The 18,676-nt window shown below is 42.0% G+C and carries 15 protein-coding genes and 2 pseudogenes; 16 read left to right on the top strand and 1 reads right to left on the bottom strand.

Annotated elements, in window-relative coordinates; translation table 11 throughout:
• Positions 1 to 23: 23 nt before the first annotated feature.
• From ACNQGS_RS14240 to ACNQGS_RS14200, 9 genes and pseudogenes are all read left to right on the top strand, one after another.
• The gene (locus ACNQGS_RS14240; RefSeq protein ID WP_491487888.1) at positions 24 to 1,187 is read left to right on the top strand and encodes an SIS domain-containing protein; all 1,164 of its coding nucleotides are present in this window, start codon (positions 24 to 26) and stop codon (positions 1,185 to 1,187) included.
• A gap of 82 nt (positions 1,188 to 1,269) precedes the next feature.
• Positions 1,270 to 2,448, top strand: a complete 1,179-nt coding sequence (nagA, locus tag ACNQGS_RS14235) for an N-acetylglucosamine-6-phosphate deacetylase (protein ID WP_491487887.1) — start codon at positions 1,270 to 1,272, stop codon at positions 2,446 to 2,448.
• Positions 2,445 to 3,383, top strand: coding sequence for a tagatose-6-phosphate kinase (gene lacC / locus ACNQGS_RS14230; RefSeq protein WP_491487886.1), 939 nt, complete (start codon positions 2,445 to 2,447; stop codon positions 3,381 to 3,383). Before nagA ends, lacC begins: the two co-directional genes overlap by 4 nt.
• A 12-nt stretch (positions 3,384 to 3,395) precedes the next feature.
• Positions 3,396 to 4,388, top strand: a complete 993-nt coding sequence (gene lacD / locus ACNQGS_RS14225; protein ID WP_491487885.1) for a tagatose-bisphosphate aldolase — start codon at positions 3,396 to 3,398, stop codon at positions 4,386 to 4,388.
• 190 nt (positions 4,389 to 4,578) lie between these two features.
• Positions 4,579 to 5,094, top strand: a pseudogene (locus tag ACNQGS_RS14220) (ATP-binding protein); the annotation flags it as partial.
• A 191-nt stretch (positions 5,095 to 5,285) separates the two neighbouring features.
• Positions 5,286 to 5,792 carry a transposase gene (locus tag ACNQGS_RS14215; protein ID WP_491487884.1) on the top strand — a complete coding sequence of 169 codons (507 nt, stop codon included), beginning with the start codon at positions 5,286 to 5,288 and terminating at the stop codon, positions 5,790 to 5,792.
• 308 nt (positions 5,793 to 6,100) lie between these two features.
• A complete protein-coding gene (locus ACNQGS_RS14210) occupies positions 6,101 to 6,421 on the top strand; it encodes a hypothetical protein (RefSeq protein WP_491487883.1) in 321 nt (106 codons plus the stop codon).
• A gap of 28 nt (positions 6,422 to 6,449) precedes the next feature.
• Complete coding sequence (locus ACNQGS_RS14205) at positions 6,450 to 7,856, top strand: amidase (RefSeq protein WP_491487882.1); 1,407 nt, start codon at positions 6,450 to 6,452, stop codon at positions 7,854 to 7,856.
• Positions 7,857 to 8,321: 465 nt separating this feature from the next.
• Positions 8,322 to 8,414, top strand: a pseudogene (locus tag ACNQGS_RS14200) (DUF7713 domain-containing protein); the annotation flags it as partial.
• A gap of 845 nt (positions 8,415 to 9,259) precedes the next feature.
• Here ACNQGS_RS14200 and ACNQGS_RS14195 read toward each other — a convergent pair.
• A complete protein-coding gene (locus tag ACNQGS_RS14195; RefSeq protein WP_491487881.1) occupies positions 9,260 to 10,078 on the bottom strand; it encodes a M55 family metallopeptidase in 819 nt (272 codons plus the stop codon).
• 153 nt (positions 10,079 to 10,231) lie between these two features.
• Here ACNQGS_RS14195 and ACNQGS_RS14190 point away from each other — a divergent pair, with 153 nt between their 5' ends.
• The 7 genes from ACNQGS_RS14190 (at position 10,232) to ACNQGS_RS14160 (ending at position 18,561) form a co-directional block, all read left to right on the top strand.
• Positions 10,232 to 11,242, top strand: coding sequence for an asparaginase (locus tag ACNQGS_RS14190; protein ID WP_491487880.1), 1,011 nt, complete (start codon positions 10,232 to 10,234; stop codon positions 11,240 to 11,242).
• Between the two features lie 41 nt (positions 11,243 to 11,283).
• Positions 11,284 to 12,900 carry a glutathione ABC transporter substrate-binding protein gene (locus tag ACNQGS_RS14185; RefSeq protein ID WP_491487879.1) on the top strand — a complete coding sequence of 539 codons (1,617 nt, stop codon included), beginning with the start codon at positions 11,284 to 11,286 and terminating at the stop codon, positions 12,898 to 12,900.
• Positions 12,901 to 12,961: 61 nt separating this feature from the next.
• On the top strand, positions 12,962 to 13,882 hold the full coding sequence (gene gsiC, locus ACNQGS_RS14180) for a glutathione ABC transporter permease GsiC (protein WP_378584572.1): 921 nt from the start codon (positions 12,962 to 12,964) through the stop codon (positions 13,880 to 13,882).
• A 17-nt stretch (positions 13,883 to 13,899) separates the two neighbouring features.
• Complete coding sequence (locus ACNQGS_RS14175; protein ID WP_378584574.1) at positions 13,900 to 14,805, top strand: ABC transporter permease subunit; 906 nt, start codon at positions 13,900 to 13,902, stop codon at positions 14,803 to 14,805.
• Positions 14,806 to 14,823: 18 nt separating this feature from the next.
• Positions 14,824 to 15,816, top strand: a complete 993-nt coding sequence (locus ACNQGS_RS14170) for an ABC transporter ATP-binding protein (protein ID WP_491487878.1) — start codon at positions 14,824 to 14,826, stop codon at positions 15,814 to 15,816.
• Positions 15,817 to 16,788 (top strand): ABC transporter ATP-binding protein, encoded by a 972-nt coding sequence (locus tag ACNQGS_RS14165; RefSeq protein ID WP_491487877.1) that lies wholly within the window; start codon positions 15,817 to 15,819, stop codon positions 16,786 to 16,788.
• A 30-nt stretch (positions 16,789 to 16,818) separates the two neighbouring features.
• Positions 16,819 to 18,561 carry a sigma 54-interacting transcriptional regulator gene (locus ACNQGS_RS14160; protein ID WP_491487876.1) on the top strand — a complete coding sequence of 581 codons (1,743 nt, stop codon included), beginning with the start codon at positions 16,819 to 16,821 and terminating at the stop codon, positions 18,559 to 18,561.
• Positions 18,562 to 18,676: the final 115 nt, after the last annotated feature.

Here is an 18,676-nt window from a genome sequence, read left to right as displayed (position 1 = left end):
TTATTAAAAAAGGAGTGTCGTGAATGTTTATGTTAAATAAGGAACTATTAGTGCCGTTAGGAGCAGAAATTACCACGGCGGAAATCAAGCAGCAGCCGGATCTATGGGGCGAAACGTTTGCCCTCTATTCGGAGAAAAGAGAGCAGATTGCCAGCTTTTTAAAGGACATCATGGAAAGGCATGAGCGGGTTCGGGTGATTTTTACAGGAGCAGGTACTTCTGCATATGTCGGAGACACGGTTATCCCTTATTTAAAGGGGCAAATCGATGAACGTAAGTGGGATATCCAGGGTGTTCCAACCACTGCCATCGTCTCCAATCCTTATCAATTTTTGAAGGCGGATATCCCGACCCTGCTCGTTTCTTTTGCAAGAAGCGGCAACAGCCCGGAGAGTGTGGCGACCGTGGAACTGGCGCAGCAAATCGTTACGGATCTTTACCAAATCACGATTACCTGCTCGAAAGAGGGGAAGCTTGCACAACGGGCTGTGGGAGATGAGGAGAATCTACTATTACTAATGCCTGAAAAATCGAATGACCAGGGCTTCGCGATGACCGGCAGCTACACTTGTATGGCGTTGACGGCTCTGCTCATTTTCGATTCCCTATCAGATGAAGAGAAGGGCAAGGTTGTTCAAATGATTCGCCGTATGGGTGAAAGTGTCATCAACCGGGAAGCGGAAATCGAAAAAATGGTGGGAGTCGACTTTGAGCGAATTATTTATCTTGGTTCCGGGGGCTTTGAGGGGCTGGCTAGAGAAGCGCAATTGAAAATTTTGGAGTTGACAGCTGGGAAAATTGCTACTGCTTATGATTCATCGCTCGGATTCCGCCACGGTCCGAAGTCATTTGTTAATGAAAAAGCCGCTGTATTGGCCTTTGTTTCCAACAATCCTTATACCCGTCAATATGATTTAGATATGTTAAATGAACTGCAGTACGACCAGATTGCAAGCCTGGTTTGTGCGGTCTCTGTAGACGGGCATAGTAGTTATTCGGGCCATTCCTTCTTATTTAACGGAGAGGCTGCTGATGTGCCAGACGGGTATTTGTCTCTGCCGTTCGTGATGGTCGGACAGACAATCGCCTTGTTTACGTCAGTAAAAGTCGGGAATAAACCGGATACTCCGTCGCCGAGCGGTATCGTTAACCGCGTGGTAAAAGGGGTCACCATTCACGAATACTAGTAAATCCAATCCAAGGAAAGGGTGCTGGTGCCGCACGCTATTGCATTAATGCCCTTTCCCGTATCCAAACAGAGGTGCAGGTATGGAACAATTTATTTATGCAGATCGATTTTTTCTCGAGGAGGGCGTGGCCGGGCCTGGTTATCTAGGAATTAAAGGTGGGAGGTTTTCCTATTTTTATCACAATCTCCCCGATTCGTCGGCTCATGTCATGGATTATTCCGGTTATTGGATTGCACCGGGGCTGGTGGACACACATATTCATGGTTTCCGCAACCATGATGTTATGGATAATGACCTTGAGGGCTTGAAGGCAATTTCAGAAGGTCTGCTCTCGTGTGGAGTGACCTCGTTTTTGCCGACTACGTTAACCGCTTCTCCCGAGTTGTTAACCGAAGTGGCAGCAATGATTGGTGAAAACTATGGGAACGTCACTGGTGCGAAGATTAAAGGGATTTTTCTAGAAGGGCCATTTTTTACTGAAAAACATAAAGGGGCGCAAAATACGAAATATTTTCGTGACCCTTCCGTGGAATTATTGGAAACCTGGCAGCAGCATTCCCGCCATTTTATAAAAAAAATTGCCTTGGCTCCGGAACGAGAGGGGGCCGTGGAATTTATTAAACATGCCATCAGTGATGGCGTGCAGGTGGCACTGGCCCATAGCGATGCGACCTATGAAGAGGCGAAACGGGCTGTGGAGGCGGGCGCGTCGGTCTTTGTTCATACTTTCAATGGCATGAGTGGGCTGCATCACCGCGAGCCGGGTATGGCCGGTGCGGCGATGAGCCTGCCGAATGTGTTTGCCGAGATTATTTGTGACGGGCACCATGTCCATCCTGCGGCGGCTCAAATCTTAATGAATGCCCGTGGCCGAAAGGAAACAGTCCTCGTGACCGATTGCATGATGGCGGGCGGCATGCCTGATGGCCGATATCAGCTTGGTGAATTCCCGGTCAAAGTGAAGGATGGGGCCGCCCGATTGGAGAGCGGCAGCTTGGCGGGCAGTATTTTGCAATTAATTGATGCGGTAAAAAATGTCGTTGACTGGGGAATTGCGCCTCCGGAGGAAGCGATTTATATGGCCAGCACCGCAGCGGCAAGAAGCGTGCAGCTGGACGAGGAATGCGGCCGGATTGCTGGCGGACTTGATGCCGATTTTATTGTGCTGACCCCTAAACTGGAGCTGATGGCAACTTATCTTGATGGTATTTGCCGATATCAAGCGGAAAACTTCAGGGAGAAAGAGGGAATACGATGATTTTAGCGGTAACAATGAACCCATCTGTGGATATTTCTTACCCCATTTCTGATTTTAAACTGGATGATGTCAACCGTGTCGATAGGGTTCGTAAAACCGCTGGTGGAAAAGGCTTAAATGTCGCTCGCGTCGTGAGGGCAATGGACGAAGAAGTTCTCGCGACAGGCGTGCTAGGCGGAACGCTCGGCAGGTACATTGTGCAGGAATTGACGAAAGGCCAGATTAATAGTGACTTTTTAAATGTAAATCAAGAATCAAGGAATTGTATTGCGATTCTCCACGATGGTAAGCAAACGGAGATTTTAGAATCAGGGCCAACATTGACGGCTGAGAATGGGGAGGCCTTTCTAGTCAAATATGAAAGATTGCTATCTAAGGTTTCATTGGTGACCATCTCAGGCAGTTTACCTAAGGGATTGCCGTCTGGTTTTTACCGACAAATGGTAGAGATTGGCCGGGAAAAGGGGATTCCGGTCATTGTTGATACTTCTGGGGAATCGCTGCGACAGGTTTTATTACATAAGGTTAAACCATTTGCGATTAAGCCGAATATCTCGGAGCTGTCACAGCTCCTCGGCTGTGAAGTGGAACAAAGTACCAGCAGCCTGAAGAAGGCGATATCTGAAGAGATGTTTCAAGGGATCGAGTGGATTGTCGTTTCGTTGGGCGGGGAAGGTGCCTTTGTCAAGCAAGGTTCCAATTTTTACAGAGTTACCATCCCTGCAATCGACGTGGTGAACCCTGTCGGATCTGGTGATGCCACGGTAGCTGGATTGGCTGTTGCTTTGAAGGAGAATCTCTCAATTCAGGATGTGCTGAAAACGGCCATGACTACTGGGATGTTAAATACGATGGAGGAAGCGACAGGTTTTATTGATAAGACGAAATTTAGCCGTTTTTTTGAGTTAGTTCAGGTTGAAAAAATAGATTCATAGAGGTGATTGTATATGTTACAACTAACAAGCAACAAACTTGCAGCTCTTAAACGTTTATCGGATAAAAATGGGATTATCGGAGCATTGGCGATTGATCAGCGGGGTTCTTTGAAGAAAATGATTGCGGCTGGAAGCTCTGCTCCTGTCGGAGATGAGGGTATAATCCGCTTTAAAAAATTAGTTTCTGAGGAGCTGACACCCTATGCAACTTCGATTCTATTAGACCCGGAATATGGGCTTCCTGCTGCGAAAGCCCGCCATCCAGAGGCAGGATTATTAGTGGCCTATGAAAAAACAGGCTATGATGCGACAGCTGTGGGCCGCTTGCCTGATTTATTGGAGGAATGGTCGGTGAAACGCTTAAAGGAAGCGGGAGCCGATGCGGTGAAGTTTTTACTGTATTACGATGTGGATGAAGATGAAAAGATTAATGAGTATAAGCATGTGTATATGGAGCGTGTGGGTTCCGAGTGTGCGGCTGAGGACATTCCGTTTTTCCTCGAGATTGTCACCTACGATGCCAACATAGATGATGTGAAAAGCTTAGAGTATGCGAAAGTGAAACCGCATAAGGTCATTGAGGCCATGCGGGAATTCTCTAAGCCGAATTATCAAGTGGATGTTTTGAAGGTTGAAGTTCCTGTTGATATGAACTTTGTCGAAGGATATACGGATGGGGTGACTGCCTATAGCAAGGAGGAAGCAGCTGGTTATTTCAAGGAACAAAGTGAGGCGACCGAGCTTCCGTTTATCTTCTTAAGTGCGGGCGTGAGTTCGGAATTATTCCAGGAGACATTGAAATTTGCCAAGCAATCCGGATCCACCTTTAATGGTGTTCTGTGCGGTCGTGCCACTTGGAAGAACGGAGTGGTTCCATTTGCTGAGAATGGCGAAGAAGCAGGACGTTTTTGGCTAAAAGATACTGGCAGTAAAAATATTCAAGAACTAAACGAGGTCTTGAAAGAAACAGCAAACTCGTGGTTAGAAAAAATTGAACGGAAATAAGAGGGAAATGGGGACAAGTCTCAATTTCAGCAAGTTTAATAGAGAATGACAGTGAAGAATTGTCTTCCTGTCATTTTTTTTAATTACTTTTCTTTTTACTATAATATCCGTGGTCTATCAGTTGGGGAGAGAGGAACTTCCTTTTGTGAAGCAGCCACCAATTAGACATCCGCATTAATCTGCTTCTGCTGCCTCACTACTTAGAGGAGGGACGTATCCGAGACCTGGAGAAGTCTCATTGGCCCATTATGGCATTTTATTTCTTGATGAAATGGGGGAATTTTCGAAGAAGACAATCGATATGCTGCGGCAGCCAATGGAAAGCGGACGTATTACTATCAATCGGGCCAAACAATCTGTCACCTATCCAACTGACTTTGTGCTAATTGCGGCGACAAACCCATGTCTTTGTGGCTACCAGGGATCCTCCCATCATTGCTGCGTATGTACTCCTAAGCAGATTGCCTCTTACAAACAGCGGATTTCAGGACCAATTATGGATCGGATTGATTTTTACCTGACATTACGAAATGTATCCTTTAAGCAGGAAAATAGAGTGGAAGAAAGTTCCCATTCTATAAAAGAGCGGGTAACAAAAGCGCGAGAACGCCAATATGAACGTTATGGGGAAAGAATCTTAAATAATCGTGTCCCATTTCAATTAATCCAAAGCAAAAGTCCCATCACCAGCGACCAATTGGGTTAATTACATCAAGTTTGCTGGGATAAGTGGAGTAATCGTACTCAGGTGAAAATCATCTGAATAGCCCGCACGATTAGCGACCTTCAACTTGAAACCAAAATATCAGATCACTCTTTAAAAGAGGCAGTACAATGGAAGATACAATCCCAAACTGAAGCTGTGCAGCCAGTCGGAGTTTGATAAGGGGAATCGCCATGGGGAGAAAAAGACGAGAGTGGATTCCGCATGCCTATCACCATATTTATTCAAGAGGAAACAACCGGCAAAACATCTTTTGTGATGAGACTGATATGCAAGAGGCTTTCCGGATATTAACAATGATCCATAATGAAACACCGATTTCCATTTGTGCTTTTTGTTTTATGACAAATCACTATCACCTACTTTTGAAAACGGAAGAGGTATCCATTTCTAAAATCATGGGGATATTTAATAAACGATATACGGACTATTTTAATGGGAGATACCGTCATGTAGGACATGTTTTTCAACAGCGATTTAACAGTTCCCCTATTCCATATCCCCAAGATCTTCTCCAAGTAAGTAAATATATCCATCGAAATCCAATTAGCAGCTACAAATTTTACAAAAATGCCAATCTAATACCCTTACCATTTCTGAACCTTCATGACCTGCCAGAGAGCTTTATCCTACAAACTCAGAAAACGATTGAATATTATTGCGAATTTGTTGAGGAGTAATAATTTTAATAAACAATCTGTTAATTGGAGATTTTCTGGATGGTGCCTGTCACTCAATGCCCACTAAATTTCTGCATCATCCCGGAAAGGAAGGCAAGTAGCGTTACTCCCTTTTTTAAACCCCCACTTTAATAGGTGCGAATTATTTTTTGCATAAATAGAGAATTGACCAAGAAAGGTGAGCCAAGGTATTAGAGAAGACTGGTTCAAGGACAAACCAAGGTTCCTTTTTCAAAAATATAAAGGTAAAAGCTCTGTGAAATATTGTAAAATAGTAGATGGCGCTTTCTATAAAAGGAGGGCTGTTTATGCTGGCGGAAATTAGGGGGAAGATTAGTCGTTCAGGTTCTAATTTAACAGAGCGTTTGGAGGATAATTTAACAGGTAATGTGTTTGGTGCTTTGCGCTATGTTCCGTTCTCGGCAGCCTTTGGCAAGGTGCTTGCGGAAGGAGTGTATCCTCCGTCGCTTGGAGAAAAAATAGGCAAATTTGATTTCGACTTTTGGGCGGATAAAGTGGAATTTTGGCCGTATGACCGCGAGGGTGAGATTGATGCCTTGATAGAATTTGAAAATGCCATTCTGGAATGTCAACTATGTTCTTTGTTAAACCAGGTCAACGGCAAGTAAAAATTGAGTTAAAAAGGATGGGTGCATAGTGGATATTGTTTCTACCTCATTATTGTTTAAAAATAAAGAATTGTCCCCTGTTGAATTAGTCAAGAAAACGTTAGACAAAATCTCGGAAGAAAATCCGAAGAATAATGCCTTTATTACAGTTTGCGAAAAAGAATCATTGCAGGCTGCAAAAGCATTAGAAAAAGAATTACTCGCAGGGGAAATAAGAAGTCCGCTCCATGGCATCCCCATCGCTGTTAAAGATTTAATTTTTACAAAAGGGATTCGCACAACCATGGGGTCGAAAGTGTATGAGCAATTTGTCCCCGATGTTGATGCAAGAGTCGTTCAAAAATTAAAGAATGCAGGAGCTATTATTATTGGGAAAACGAATACCCATGAATTTGCCTATGGCCCGATTGGCGATCGTTCTTATTTTGGTCCATGCCGTAACCCGCATAATTTAGATAAAATTACTGGAGGATCTAGCAGCGGATCGGGTGCAGCAGTAGCTTCTGGGATGGTTATGGGTGCTTTAGGGACGGATACAGGTGGTTCCATTCGGATTCCAGCAGCTGCCTGCGGAATAGTTGGAATGAAACCAACCTTTGGATCGGTAAGCAAAAAAGGAGCTTTTCCTTTAGCCTATACGCTTGATCATATTGGCCCTATGACCACAAATGTGAGGGATAATGCATTAATGCTGAACATACTGGCTGGCTATGATGCCGAGGATCCCTATTCGTTACATACGGAAAGCAGGGACTATTCCAGTCTAATCGGTCATGGCGTTAAAGGGAAAGTGATTGGCATCCCATCTGTTTATTTTGAAATGATTGATGAAGAGGTGCATGCAGCGGTCATGAATTGTATTCATCTTTATGAGCAGGCAGGAGCGGTCATCAAGAAAGTGGATATTCCTAATATGACTAAAGTGGCAAAGGCCCAGCTTGTGACGATTCAATCGGAAGCAGCGGCTGTCCATGTTGATACTTTAATTCACCACAAAGATGATATTGACGATGAAGTTTATGAAAGATTAGTAGCAAGTCAAGCAGTCAAAGGCTTTGAATATGTTCAATCTCAAATGGAAAGGAAGCAAATCATTGCAGATTTTAATCAAGTCTTTGATAAAGCCGATATCTTATTGACACCTACCCTGCCCATTCTTCCTACGGATATTGGGCAGCGTGATGTTGTTATACGAAATCAAACCGAGGCGGTCCGCCACGCATTGTTAAGGTTAACATCGCCAACAAACTATACGGGTAATCCATCATTATCTGTTCCGTGTGGACTGTCATCTAGTAAACTTCCAATTGGTGTCCAACTAATCGGAAAACATGGTCATGAAGCTGAATTATATCAATTTGGGTATGTTTTAGAGCAAATATTGAATAAGGCTCATTTTTCGATGCATGGGGACGGTTCTCTTGCTTCAATTTAGGGAAAATGGGCTATGGTGCCTGTCACCACCCGAAATCGCCCAAATTTTGTCGAAGATTGATAGATTTATATGAGTGAATAGAGTGATAAAATTGAGTTGCAACTGAATATTGTTAGGGTGGTGGTTGTTGCTCTTCTTTTCCGTTTCGGGAAGGGGGTGATAATCATGGAAACATTTCTTGAAATGCTACGAGAAATCCTTTAGGGAATTGTGCGGGAAACTACTGCATTTTTCTTTAGGAAAAACCTTCTAGAAAACAAGAATACCACCCTGCGCCGTCGTAAGCAAAAGGGTGGTTCCCGCAAAAACTAAAACATAGACAACTACCACCCTGACGGTAGCAGTTGCTGGGAGAAGTGTTCGCGCACTTCTCCTTTTTATATATACCCATTATACACAAAAAGATTCCATTTTAAAAGAAGGTGAGTCTAGTGCTCTGTCAACACCCGATTTGATGGGAAGCCCTTTTCTTGGGAGGAAGTTGGCAAAATGATTATGTCGTACGAAGACTTTCAGATAAAAATAGAGATGTGTGATATGACGGATGATTTGGAGTGAGGTGTGGGAGTCGGGGGTGATTTCATCTTAAGTCTTTTTACAAGACTTCGACACTCTGCTGCTGCCAAAATCAATATAAATCCAGTTGAGGGGAAGATTCTCGCCGTTACTAAATAATCGTTTGGTTAAATGACAAATTTTTTACCGAAATTGAGAGTAAAAGGTTATAAGATCGATTGTTTTTTAGCTTTTAACCAAACGTTTAAATGGGAAAAGCAGTGGTAGACAATGGTGAAAATTAACGATTTCCTGAGCTTGTGATACACGTGCCAGAAATGAACCGCCGAAATCTGGCAGCATTCATCAAAGTTTTTATGAGAGTAGAAGCATAAACATTGAATTAACAACGTTGTGGCACAATTTACGCAAACGTTTGTCTGAACGACACGCATTTTTGTGTAAGCGGAAGAAAAAGTCCGCCAGTGGCAGGACCTTGAATCAGTTTACATAAACGTTTATTTAGGTTGCACAGGAGCAACAATTTGTTGAAATCCAACGAACGAGAGTAGTTGTGAACCATAACCGTAAATAGATTTTATAGAGAATGAGGGCGGCTCTCATGTGATAAATCATGAAAGCCGTCCCGATATCTGAGAGTTAATCTGCCTCATCTTCAAAATTTTTATAATCCTCTAATGTTTCACGTGCCTCTCTTACAAACTCATCAGACTTTATTTCCAGCGCTTTTGAGACTTTAAAGACTGTATCCAGGGAAGGCTACGGAGTTTCACACTAGAGTACTTAAACGCATAAAGGAAGAAACATTGTTATTTCCTTGTGGTTGCTTCAGTGGAGCAATACAAATTCATTAATTGACTTACTAACTTATATTATCCAATACTATCCTATTGCAAAGCCCCGGCTATCGCTATTAGGCTTCGAATATACCGAAAAGCAGTGATAAAATCATTCGTCTCAAAACGATGGGTTTTTGGATTTGTCTTCTCTACGATTGGCAAAATTCCTGCAGCATCTGCTAATCCCGAATTTAGATAGGAAATTTCAACTACAAATGGACCTTGCATTAATACAGGTTTGATTTCTGGAATACGTGAAAGAGATTCCATGGTCTTTTCTCTTATTAAATCCCGTGCTCTTTGTGGACTTAAATTTCGTGCAGATTGCCGGTTAATAGTACGTTTTACGATTGCAGTTTCAATTCCAGGAATGAAACCCGTGGCCTCGCTAGCTATATGTTGACATCCTGTAACAAGGACAACAGGTACACCAAAATATCCAGCAATCCCTGCATTTATTGCGAATTCTCCCATGTCTTTATTATTAATTTTTATGTTTTCGATGACACCTCCATGAAAGGTATGATTCAATATACCGTCATTTCCCATTCTTGAATGGTAACCTAAAAAAATGGCAGCATCATAATTTGAACTAATTCCTTCCATCATCGCAAGAGGTTTTGGAGAACCAGTAATATATTCAGCAGATTGGTGTATAGCCTCTGGAATTAAATTACGCATCGTCCCATGTGAATCATTTACAACAACTTCTGTTGCACCTTGGGCTAATGCTCCGTCTATACACGCATTTACTTCTTCCGTCATTAATATTCTTGCCCGGTCGTGTTCCCGTCCATCGCGTGAAGTATGCTCGCGGTGAACAACTCCAGCAACACCTTCAATATCCGCAGAAATAAAAACTTTCAAACTTAATCCCTCCTAATTAAACCTATTAATTATATTTCCTTTTATATACTGTGCTTCCTACTTTCGTAAAAATAGGTTGAAATAGGTTCTTAGCTGTAATATACTATAACAAAAGATTCAGAAAAGTACAACAAATAGAAAGGGTGATCGATTTTGTATCCTATTAAACTAGTAGATGTATATCGAGGAAACAGAGTGGAAAGTTCACATTTTGGACATATAGCCGTTGTTGACTCAGAAGGTAAATTACTTTTTTCAGCTGGCAATCCGTATCGGGTAACTTATGCCAGGTCTTCTGTTAAGCCGCTGCAAGCAATACCAATAGTAGAAACAGGGGCTGCAGACCATTATGAGCTAAGTGAACAGGATTTATCGTTATGCTGTGCCTCACATAGTGGGGAAGCCCAGCATACCGATCGGGTACTGGAAATTCTCGGAAGGGCGGGTATTAAAGACTCTTCTTTGCAATGCGGCACACATATTCCTCATGCGCACGATACATACAAGAACTTGATTGCAGCCGGAAAAGAACTCACGCCTTTATATAACAATTGTTCAGGAAAACATACCGGGATGCTGATTACAGCTAAACACAATCATGAGACGCTAGAGGACTATTATTTACTTAGTCATCCCGTACAGCAAAGAATACTGAAAACGCTATCCGAGGTAACGGATTTCCCAATTGAAAAGATTGAAATGGGAGTAGACGGATGCGGCGTTCCCGTGCATGCCTTGCCACTGGAACGATTGGCTTATGGATTTGCAAGAATGGCACGGCCGGATTCATTAGGGGAAGACCGAGCTAAGGTGGCTAACCGGATTACTGCTGCCATGATGAAATATCCGGAAATGGTTGGAGGCACAGGGCGTTTTTGCACCGATTTTATGAAGGCAGCGAAAGGCCGTTTATTTGGCAAGGCCGGGGCCGAAGGAGTCTATCTGGCAGGCGATAGAGTAACTGGCCTTGGAATTGCGATAAAAATAGAAGATGGGAATGGGCGTGCAGTCTACCCGGCAGTTATTGAGACGTTAAGACAGCTTGGTTTCTTGGAGGAGGAACAGATTAACAGCCTCATGCATCACTATCGTCCTGTATTAAAAAATGCCCGCCAAGAGAATATTGGCGAACTGGTTCCATCATTTACGTTGCAAACGTGCTAAAGCACTATTGTAAAAAAAATTTTTAGTAAGGGGGAAACGATTTGTTAAAGAAAAAATATCTATCTGCTTTTCTAACCGCTTTTATTGCATTAATTTTGGTACTAGCAGGATGCTCCGGAAAATCTAGTACGGATGCAGACAAAAAGACCAAGACAGAGAATAATCCTAAAGAGCAGCCGCTTGCGAAAAAGGAGGGTAATTCCCTAACCATTGCAGTTTCGGCTAACCTTATCAGCATGGATCCGCAAGATACAAATGACACATTGTCAGGATCCATCCAATCGACTATGTTAGAAGGACTTGTTGGTTTTGACAAGGATATGAAAATGATTCCTGTATTAGCAGAAAGCTACGAAGCTAGCGATGATGCAAAGGTATTCACTTTCAAGCTAAGACAGGGGGTCAAGTTCCATGACGGTACCCCGTTTAATGCAGAGGCTGTAAAAGTAAATATTGACCGGGTAGCAAATCCGGAGAACAAATTAAAACGTTACAGTATGTTTGAGCTTGTTGAAAAAACAGAAGCAGTTGATGAGTACACATTCAGAGTTACATTAAAGGAACCATTTGGTGCCATGCTGAATAACTTTGCTCACCCAGCTGCAAGACTCATGAGCCCTGCGGCTATTGAAAAGTATGGAAAAGATGTAGCTACTCACCCAGTCGGAACGGGTCCGTTCAAATTTGCTGAGTGGGATCAAAGTGATCACTTATCGGTTGAAAAGAACCCAGACTATTGGCAGAAAGGATTGCCAAAAGTGGACGGTATCAAATTCAAGCCTGTACCTGAAAACGGTGCCCGTGTAGCCATGCTGCAAACAGGTGAAGCTGATTATATTTACCCGATCCCTACTGAACAAGCGGAATCGATAAATGGAAAAGATGGAATCGTAGTAGAAAATAAGCAATCCATTGTGGCGCGCTATATGACGATGAATACTACGAAGAAGCCTTATAATGATGTGAAGGTACGTCAAGCTATTAACTATGCCATAAATAAAGAAGCATTTTTAAAGGTAGTTTATAGTGGATACGGCAGCAAATTGGATTCTATTATTCCGGAAAAGCTTCAATTCTATTCTAAACAGACGCCATATCCTTATGATCCCGAAAAGGCTAAAAAGTTGTTGAAAGAAGCAGGATATGAAAATGGTTTTGAAACGACGATATGGGGCGCAAATAGCTCGACTACAATGAAGGCTATGGAGTTCATCCAACAGCAGCTATCACAGGTAGGCATCAAAGTAAGTGTTGTTCCAATGGAGTCCGGTACACTCTCAGATAAAATTTGGAATGTTCAAAATCCAAAAGACGCTGAAGTGGAACTCTATTATGGCGGCTGGTCTTCTTCCACAGGGGATGCGGACTGGGGAATCCGTCCATTGTTAGCTGGACAATCTGCACCTCCAAAATCCTATAACACTGCCTATTATGAAAATAAAAAAGTAGATGAATTGATTAAGGCAGCACTACAGACAGCGGATTCAGGAAAACGCAAAGAGGCCTATGCTGAAATTCAAAAACTCGTTTGGGAAGATGCACCTTGGGCTTATTTGGTTGTCGATGATACGATTTCAGGGAAAAAGAATTACGTAGATGGTATTTACTTGCTTCCTGATGGGGCGATGAACGCAAACAACGCTGAAATAAAAAAATAGAAAATAGTAGTGGGCGCTAATGATGAATTAGCGCTCACTATATATCGGAAGGAGGAGGGTTATGTTTCGTTATATTGTAAAACGCTTGTTGGGGGTTATCCCTACTCTATTCATTGTTTCGATTTTCATATTTATGTTTGTCCATATGATACCGGGCGATCCGGCACGGCTCGTAGCAGGACCTGATGCAAGCCATAAGGATATTGAACTTGTCCGTCAAGAACTTGGTTTGGATAAACCTGTCGTGACACAATACTTTACATATGTAGGAAACCTCTTTCAGGGAGATTTGGGTACATCTATGAAAACAAAGCGCCCTGTATACGATGAGATTGCCGTCAGATTCATGCCGACATTTTGGTTAACAGTTTGGAGCATGGTCTGGGCAATTGTATTTGGGCTGTTAATTGGTGTTATATCCGCAACAAAGAGGAATAAGTGGCAGGACTATACGGGTATGTTTGGTGCGGTATCCGGAATTTCGCTGCCATCTTTTTGGCTCGGTTTGATGCTGATTCAATTATTTTCGGTCATGTTAGGCTGGTTCCCGACAGGAGGAAATGACTCTTGGAAGAGCTATATTTTGCCGTCACTCACTTTGGGGGCAGGGGTAGCAGCTGTTATTGCTCGTTTTACTCGTTCTTCCTTGATGGATATTTTAAGAGAGGATTATATCCGTACTGGGAGGGCCAAAGGCCTTAAGGAAAATGCAGTAGTTTGGAAGCATGCTTTAAAAAATGCAATGATTCCTGTTGTGACCATGACGGGATTGCAGTTTGGGTTTTTATTAGGAGGATCCATTGTGGTTGAGACTGTATTCAGCTGGCCCGGCCTTGGCCGCTTGTTAATTGATTCGGTATCTTTCCGCGATTATCCATTAATTCAAGGTGAAATGTTGCTTTTTGCCTTAGAGTTTATTTTGATTAATCTGATTGTAGATGTTTTATACGGGGTCATGAATCCGCAAATTCGTTATGAGTAATGAGAGGGGGAAGAAAATTGGAAAATGGAACGATAGTTGTTCAATCGACTGAACAAGTTACCCATCAAGAAGTTGAAAAGGTACGAACCCCGTTTAAGGAGTTTTGGCGGAAATTTAAAAAACAGCGGCTGGCATTGGTTGCCGGATGTTTTGTTGGATTCCTCTTTATTATAGCTATTTTTGGCCCGATTATTACTCCCTATTCTTCGGTAGAGCCAGACTATGAAAAAATTTTAAGTCCGCCATCAATGGAGCATTTTGCTGGAACGGATGCTTTTGGCAGGGATATATTCAGCCGGATTATTGAAGGAACAAGAATTTCTCTTTTTGTTGGTTTAAGTTCCGTACTTGTGGGAGCTTTGGGAGGAACGGTCCTTGGTCTCATAAGTGGATTCTATGGTGGATGGATCGATAGTTTAATCATGCGATTTTGTGATGTGTTATTCGCCTTCCCGGGTATTTTGCTGGCAATTGGTATTATTGCCATTTTAGGACCAGGTCTGGGGAATGTTATCATTGCCGTAGCCATATTTGGCATCCCAACATTTGCAAGGATTGTTAGAAGCAGCACTCTTTCTATTAAAGCCACTGTATACGTTGAATCAGCAAGATCTATAGGGGCACCTGCTAAACGGATTATTTGGAAACATATTTTCCCAGGTACTGTTTCAAGTATTATTGTGTATTTTACTATGAGAATCGGAACATCGATTCTAACGGCTGCCAGTCTTAGCTTTTTAGGGTTGGGTGCCCAGCCCCCATCTCCGGAATGGGGTGCGATGCTTAGTTCCGGCAGGGATTTCTTAAATACAGCCCCGCATGTCACCATTTTTCCTGGCTTAGCTATTTTTATAACGGTACTAGCATTCAATCTGTTGGGCGATGGGTTACGAGATGCCCTTGATCCAAAGATGAAAGATTAAGAGACAGGGAGCGATTATATGAACAATAAGCTGTTAGAAATATCAAACTTAAAAACTTATTTTTTCGTGGATAATCGTCAGATACCTGCAGTTAACGGGGTCGATCTATATATAAAAGAGGGGGAAACACTGGGTGTTGTAGGGGAATCCGGGTGTGGAAAGAGCGTGACATCCCTTTCGGTAATGGGGTTACTTGAGCATACTCCAGGAAGAGTGGTAGATGGCTCCATTCGTTTCAAAGGGAAAGATATTTTGTCTTTGTCGGGAGATGAAATGAGAGAAATACGCGGCAATGAAATAGCGATGATCTTTCAGGAACCGATGACTTCACTGAATCCGGTCTATAAAATCGGCGAGCAAATTGGTGAGGCTGTTAAGCTCCATTTAAAATATGACAAAAAAAAGGCTAGAGAACATGTGATTAATATGTTAAAGCTTGTCGGAATCCCTCGTGCTGAGGAAATAATAGATGAATATCCCCATCAGCTGTCCGGAGGTATGAGGCAAAGGGTCATGATTGCCATGGCAATGGCATGCGACCCAACACTTTTGATTGCAGATGAGCCAACGACTGCTCTAGATGTAACGATTCAAGCTCAAATCTTAGAGCTCATGAAAAAATTAAAAAATGAAAAAGGGACAGCTATCATGCTCATTACGCATGATTTGGGTGTCGTAGCAGAAATGTGTGACCGCGTAGTAGTGATGTATTCCGGGAAAGTGGTAGAGGAAGCTGATGTCATAGAGATTTTTGAAAACCCAAAACATCCTTATACGCAAGGATTACTTAACTCTATTCCAAAATTCGGGCAAAAAACGACTAGACTTGATCCTATTCCTGGAAATGTCCCCAACCCTGCTAATATGCCGAAAGGCTGCAAATTTGCACCACGCTGTTCACAAGCAATGGATATTTGTAAAGAAAACGAACCGGATTTGCTGCAAGTTTCAAACGGGCATCAATGTCGCTGTTTCCTATATCAGAAGGAACTGACAAAGGGGGCAAAATAAATGGCAGAACTGTTGGTAGAGGCAAAAAATTTAAAGAAACACTTTCCTGTTAGAAAAGGATTGTTTGGGCAAAAAAAGTCATATGTTCGGGCTGTAGATGGAGTTTCACTTTCCATTCAAAAGGGAGAAACAATGGGATTAGTTGGGGAAAGCGGCTGTGGTAAGTCTACAACAGGCCGGATGATCATGAGGCTGCTAGCGCCAACTGATGGAGAAATTTGGTTTAATGGAAGAGATATTAGCAAGTTAAATGACAAACAATTACTAGAAACAAGAAAAGAATTACAAATGATTTTTCAAGATCCTTATGCTTCCCTAAATCCACGTATGAATATTGGGGATATTATTGGTGAGCCTTTAGTTATTCATGGCATGATGACAAAAAAAGAAAGAGAAAAAAGAGTGCACGAACTATTAGAATATGTGGGTCTTAGTTCGTATCAAGCAAACCGTTATGCCCATGAATTTAGCGGAGGACAGCGACAAAGAATTGGGATTGCACGTGCACTTTCCGTAAATCCAAAACTAATCGTAGCAGATGAACCCGTATCAGCATTAGATGTTTCCATTCAATCACAGGTATTAAACCTTATGCAGGATTTACAGAAGGAATTTGGATTAACCTATCTCTTTATTTCTCATGATCTGAGTGTCGTAGAGCATATTAGTGATCGTGTAGGCGTAATGTACCTTGGAAGAATCGTGGAAATTGCTAGCAAAGAGTCCATATACGCAAATCCATTACACCCGTACACTAAAGCATTAATGTCTGCAGTCCCTATTGCTAATCCGCGTATTAAAAGAGAACGAATTGTTTTGCAAGGAGATATTCCAAGTCCATCGAATCCCCCAACAGGATGTACATTTCATCCCCGTTGCAGTGCTTGTATGGAAATCTGTAAAACTGTCGTTCCAGAGTTGAAAGAAATTGAGCCAGGGCACTTTTCCGCCTGCCATTTATATAATCAATAATTGGCGCTTAAGAAGAAAGGAGTGAAAGTGATGCGGCCCAAAAAAGTGTTAACTATTATTTCCATTCAGGATGAATATCTGGCAATGGTTTCAAAACAAATGACAGAAATTGCTGGAGATTTAATCAGGATTCGTCCAATTTCGATTAAGAATTTATCCAGAGAGGAAATTTCAAAAGATGATATTGTTCTATTAGGGGCAAACTTTATTTTTCCGCTTGTTCGTCCCTTTTTGCCTGATGGAGTTAACTGTGTAATCGCCGAACGAGGATTTAATTATGTAAATATGGCTAAGCTGCTTTCATCTCCTAAAGGACAAAATATTTTAGTAGTAAACGACACAAAGGAAAACACAGATGAAACAGTTCAAGCACTTCAAGAGGCAGTGTTTGAGCATAACTATTTTGGCTATAATCCAGATTCAGGTATTCCTTTTAATATTGATTATGTAGTGACTCTAGGGGAGATGCAACTAGTTCCAGAGGGTGGATTTGAAGTAATCGATATAGGCTACCGGGTTCTCGCCTTGAAAACGGTTTTTGAAGTGTTTAAATTGCTTGGATTAGATTGTTCTCCGATCTTTTTAACCAATCGTTATATGAAATCCCTAGTCGCTTTATCTAATGAAACCAATAATTTGAAGACTTCTGCCTTCTTTAGTGAATGGGGAGGGCACGGAGAGGGAAGAACAGCCAAGTATTTTTTTGATGATGTGATTGCTAATAGCAAGGCGATGAAAGATACTTTATACATTGCAAAAAAGCTTGCTAAAATGGGTGAGCCTGTACATATTTTTGGGGAAACCGGCACTGGAAAAAGAATGCTCGCACAGGCCATTCATAACGATTCTTTCATGAAGGATGGACCTTATCTTAGTATCAGTTGTGCAGGATGGCCTCCAGATGTACTGGAAAGATATTTTTACGGAACAGAATTAGATGGGCAGATTTCTCCCGGCATTTTTGAAATGGCAAATGGCGGGACGCTGTGCATTGAAGATATTGATGAACTGCCTATTTCCATGCAAGGTAGGCTTCTTCAAACGCTTGAGGAAGGCCAGGTTATTAGGTTAGGCGGGAAACAGCCAATTTCTGTCCAGGTAAGGATTATTACGATTAGTAATAATGATCTTTCATTGTTAATGGAAGAAAGTAAATTTCGTAAGGATTTATTTTATTATTTGGCTGTATTAACCTGTAAAGTTCCTTCTTTGTCAGAGAGGAAGGAAGATTTTGAGTCGCTCATTCAAACCTATCTTCAATCTCATTTATTTCATGAAAAATTGGCTATACCTCCTGATCTGATTAACCTTTTAAAACACTATTCTTGGCCTGGAAATGTAAAAGAATTATTCAATGCTGTTTCATACATGGCCTGCTTAGTGGAAAAGGAATTAACGCTGGAGTCATTGCCGTTTTATATTAAGGGCAGGCTTCAAAAAAATATAAAGGAATCGATTCCTTTGCAAGAAATGACTGAGAGTGAATTAAATGAACTTATATTAAATATTGAAGAACATGGATTCTTAGAAGAGAGCCTTGCCATACTTGAGATTTTTGAACTAGGTAAGAAACAGTGTGAATCCTATGGCCGGACGGTTGTTAAGGGAAGGCTGCAGGAAAATGGACTTACTCTGTCGGAACAGCAGTTGCGATTACGACTAGAAGTCCTTAACCAATTGGAATTGTTGAATGTTCGTCAAGGTCGTTCAGGAACAACCATTTCTAGAAAAGGTGAGTTATTTTTACAAATGATTCGTTTAAAAACAACTTGATTAAACAACATGAGCTTTTGTCATTAATGGATTTGGAAGAACTGCCACTGAAGGGAATAATGGAAGGGTCCGGGAGGCAATCCCTTACCACAAATTAATAGGGCATCTTCTTAAG

This window comes from Neobacillus sp. PVCKKU3 (assembly GCF_058323225.1).
The sequence above is the reverse complement of the archived record's forward strand: the minus strand, read 5'-3'. Positions and strand labels throughout refer to the sequence as shown.

Excerpts from the sequence above, each read along its gene's own strand:
- ACNQGS_RS14240 (WP_491487888.1), top strand. The coding sequence starts at position 24 with ATGTTTATGTTAAATAAGGAACTATTAGTGCCGTTAGGAGCAGAAATT.
- nagA (WP_491487887.1), top strand. The coding sequence starts at position 1,270 with ATGGAACAATTTATTTATGCAGATCGATTTTTTCTCGAGGAGGGCGTG.
- lacC (WP_491487886.1), top strand. The coding sequence starts at position 2,445 with ATGATTTTAGCGGTAACAATGAACCCATCTGTGGATATTTCTTACCCC.
- lacD (WP_491487885.1), top strand. The coding sequence starts at position 3,396 with ATGTTACAACTAACAAGCAACAAACTTGCAGCTCTTAAACGTTTATCG.
- ACNQGS_RS14215 (WP_491487884.1), top strand. The coding sequence starts at position 5,286 with ATGGGGAGAAAAAGACGAGAGTGGATTCCGCATGCCTATCACCATATT.
- ACNQGS_RS14210 (WP_491487883.1), top strand. The coding sequence starts at position 6,101 with ATGCTGGCGGAAATTAGGGGGAAGATTAGTCGTTCAGGTTCTAATTTA.
- gsiC (WP_378584572.1), top strand. The coding sequence starts at position 12,962 with ATGTTTCGTTATATTGTAAAACGCTTGTTGGGGGTTATCCCTACTCTA.
- ACNQGS_RS14170 (WP_491487878.1), top strand. The coding sequence starts at position 14,824 with ATGAACAATAAGCTGTTAGAAATATCAAACTTAAAAACTTATTTTTTC.
- ACNQGS_RS14165 (WP_491487877.1), top strand. The coding sequence starts at position 15,817 with ATGGCAGAACTGTTGGTAGAGGCAAAAAATTTAAAGAAACACTTTCCT.
- ACNQGS_RS14160 (WP_491487876.1), top strand. The coding sequence starts at position 16,819 with ATGCGGCCCAAAAAAGTGTTAACTATTATTTCCATTCAGGATGAATAT.